At 67.7% G+C, this 2,623-nt stretch carries 3 protein-coding genes; 2 read left to right on the top strand and 1 reads right to left on the bottom strand.

Features of this window, described 5'->3' with window-relative positions; genetic code table 11:
• Positions 1-352 (top strand): transporter associated domain-containing protein (locus VL973_RS10155; RefSeq protein WP_325283904.1); only part of this gene is annotated, 352 nt, incomplete at its 5' end.
• Between the two features lie 3 nt (positions 353-355).
• Here the strand turns inward: VL973_RS10155 and VL973_RS10160 are convergent.
• Entirely contained in the window at positions 356-1,132 is a 777-nt protein-coding gene (locus VL973_RS10160) for a hypothetical protein (protein ID WP_325283905.1), read from the bottom strand.
• Positions 1,133-1,234: 102 nt separating this feature from the next.
• Between VL973_RS10160 and VL973_RS10165 the strand changes: the two genes are divergently transcribed.
• Positions 1,235-2,560 carry a PQQ-dependent sugar dehydrogenase gene (locus tag VL973_RS10165; protein ID WP_325283906.1) on the top strand — a complete coding sequence of 442 codons (1,326 nt, stop codon included), beginning with the start codon at positions 1,235-1,237 and terminating at the stop codon, positions 2,558-2,560.
• Positions 2,561-2,623: the final 63 nt, after the last annotated feature.

The raw sequence follows: 2,623 nt of genomic DNA on the forward strand, positions 1-2,623 counted from the left end.
GGGTCTCATCACGATTGAGGATCTGGTCGAAGAGATCGTCGGCTCGATCGAGGACGAGCATGACGAGGCGCCGCACGAACTGATCGTGGCGCTGGACGACGGCGCCTGGGAAGCCGATGCGCGCGCCGAACTGGAACAGGTCGCGCGACTGGTCGACCCCCGACTTGCCGAAGTCGAAGAGGATATCGAGACGCTGGGCGGCCTGGCCTTTGTGCTGGCGGGCCATGTGCCGCAGGCGGGTGCCTGTCTGCCGCACCCCAGCGGCTGGCTGCTCGAAATCCTGGAAGCCGATTCGCGGCGCGTCGCGCGGCTGCGGCTGCATCCGCCGCGCGAAGACGCGCCTGAGGAATAGGCGTCAGGCCGGGGTCAGCTTTGCCGAATCGATGTGCCAGCGCCGCTGATCGGTGCTTGCCCCGTCGACATCGTTGACGCGTCGGATGACATAGGCGCCGGTAAAGCGCTGTCGCTTGCCGTCGGCCAGCGCGGCATCGACCGTGACCGGCACCTCGGCATAGAGCGATCCCGCCCCGCCCTCGACATCGGCGGGTTCGCGCGCCGTCACCGTGACGCTTCGCGTATCGGCGAAGCCGGCGGCGAAGGCGTCATAGGATTTGCCGCTTGCCGCGCCCCGACCGCTCCATTGGGCATAGGCGACCGAGTAATCGCGCGCGTTTATCGCATCATAATAGCGGCGGACGACATCGGCGGCGCGCTCCCCCTCCGACGCGTTGCCGCATTCGGCGGGCGGATCGTCGCGGAACAGGTCGCAGCTTCGCGCGATCTCGTCGCGGATCATCGCGCAACTGTTCGCGGCATTGCAGGGCGGCCGCGTGGCGGGGGATACCATGCGGCATTGCTCGGCCAATCGGGCGGCGGCGGCCTCACCGATCTCGGCCGCGCAGCTTTTGGGGCCCTGCGGGATCGGCGTCGCCGGGGCGGGGGTCGCCGGTGCAGCGGTTGGCGGCGCGGTGGTCGGCAGAGCGCCGGGAACCGCCGCCACGTCGCCGCCCATGCTGGTCGCGATATTGCCGGGCGCGGCTGAGGCCATGTCGTTTGCGGGCCGTTCGGGCGCGCCGCCGCACGCCGTCAGGGGGAGCGCAAGCGCCGTCATCGCAAGCAGGAGCGTTCTCATGCGCCATCAAGCGCCGAGCGTGGCGCCCGGTTCCCTCCGCATATCGCGACGCCGAACCGCATCACCCTTTCGCTTTTGCGCCGAGACGCTATCTCAAGCATCATGCGGAAACATATCCTGATCGTGCTGGGCCTGATCGTCGCCGTGGGAGCGGGGGTCTTTTTCTGGATGACGCGTCCCGACAAGGCGCAGCTTCCGATCGAGCAGGTGATGGGCAAAACGCCGAGGATCACCGCCCCGCGCCGCCAGTATTTCCCGACGATCCAGATTGCCGAGCCGATCGGCTGGCAGAACGGCGCAAAGCCCACGCCCGCCGCTGGCCTTGCGGTGGATGCGTTCGCCACCGGTCTCGACCATCCGCGCTGGATGTATCGCCTGCCCAATGGCGATGTGCTGGTGGCTGAGACCAACTCGCCCCCGCGCGATGGCGGTGGCATCGTCAAGCGGGTGCAGAATTTCCTGATGGGCCGCGCCGGCGCGGGCGTGCCGTCGGCGAACCGCATCACCCTGCTTCGCGACGCCGATGGCGATGGCCGGGCGGAGGGCCGTTCGGTGCTGTTGTCGGGCCTGAACTCGCCCTTCGGCATGGCGCTGATGGGCGACTGGCTGTATGTCGGCAATACCGACGCGCTGGTCCGTTTCCCGTTCAGGGTCGGCCAGACCCGGATCGAGGCGAAGGGCGAGAAGATCGTCGACCTGCCCGCCGCCGGTAATCACTGGACGCGCAACGTCATCGCCAATCCGAACGGCAACAGCCTGTTCGTCGCGGTCGGTTCGGATTCGAACATCGGCGAGAACGGCATGGACCGTGAACGCAACCGCGCGTCCATTCTTGAGGTGTTTCCCGACCAGAAGCGTTACCGCGTCTATGCTGCGGGCCTTCGCAACCCGGTCGGCATGGGGATCAACCCGGTCGACCAGTCGCTGTGGACGGTCGTCAACGAACGCGACATGATCGGGTCCGACGTGCCGCCCGATTATCTGACGCGGGTGGAGTTTGGCGGATTTTATGGCTGGCCCTGGAATTACTGGGGCGGATACACCGACAAGCGAGTCGAGCCGCAGCGGCTGGAACTGCGCGAATATACCCGCCGCCCCGATTATGCGCTGGGTCCGCACACCGCATCGCTGGGGCTGAGCTTTGCCGAGGATATCCGTTTGGGCGACCGCTTCGGGCGCGGCGCCTTCATCGGCCAGCACGGGTCGTGGAATCGGGAGCCGCCCGCCGGATACAAGGTGCTGTTCGTCCCCTTCGCCGAAAACGGCTTCCCGACGGGCGCCCTGCCGGTCGAGGTGCTGACCGGCTTCCTCGACAGCAAGGGACGGGCACAGGGGCGACCCGTGGGCGTTACCGGCGACAGGACCGGCGCGCTGTTGGTCGCGGACGATGTGGGCAATGTAATCTGGCGCGTGCGCCCCGCGCGTTGAGCGCGGCAGCGTTGCCAATACGTTCCGCGTGACCGATAAGGCGGGCGTGCGCGCCTACCCCGC

The sequence above is a fragment of the Sphingomonas sp. genome, assembly GCF_035490575.1.
In the GTDB taxonomy this organism is placed as follows: Bacteria; Pseudomonadota; Alphaproteobacteria; order Sphingomonadales; family Sphingomonadaceae; genus Sphingomonas.

Excerpts from the sequence above, each read along its gene's own strand:
- VL973_RS10165 (WP_325283906.1), top strand. The coding sequence starts at position 1,235 with ATGCGGAAACATATCCTGATCGTGCTGGGCCTGATCGTCGCCGTGGGA.
- VL973_RS10160 (WP_325283905.1), bottom strand. The coding sequence starts at position 1,132 with ATGAGAACGCTCCTGCTTGCGATGACGGCGCTTGCGCTCCCCCTGACG.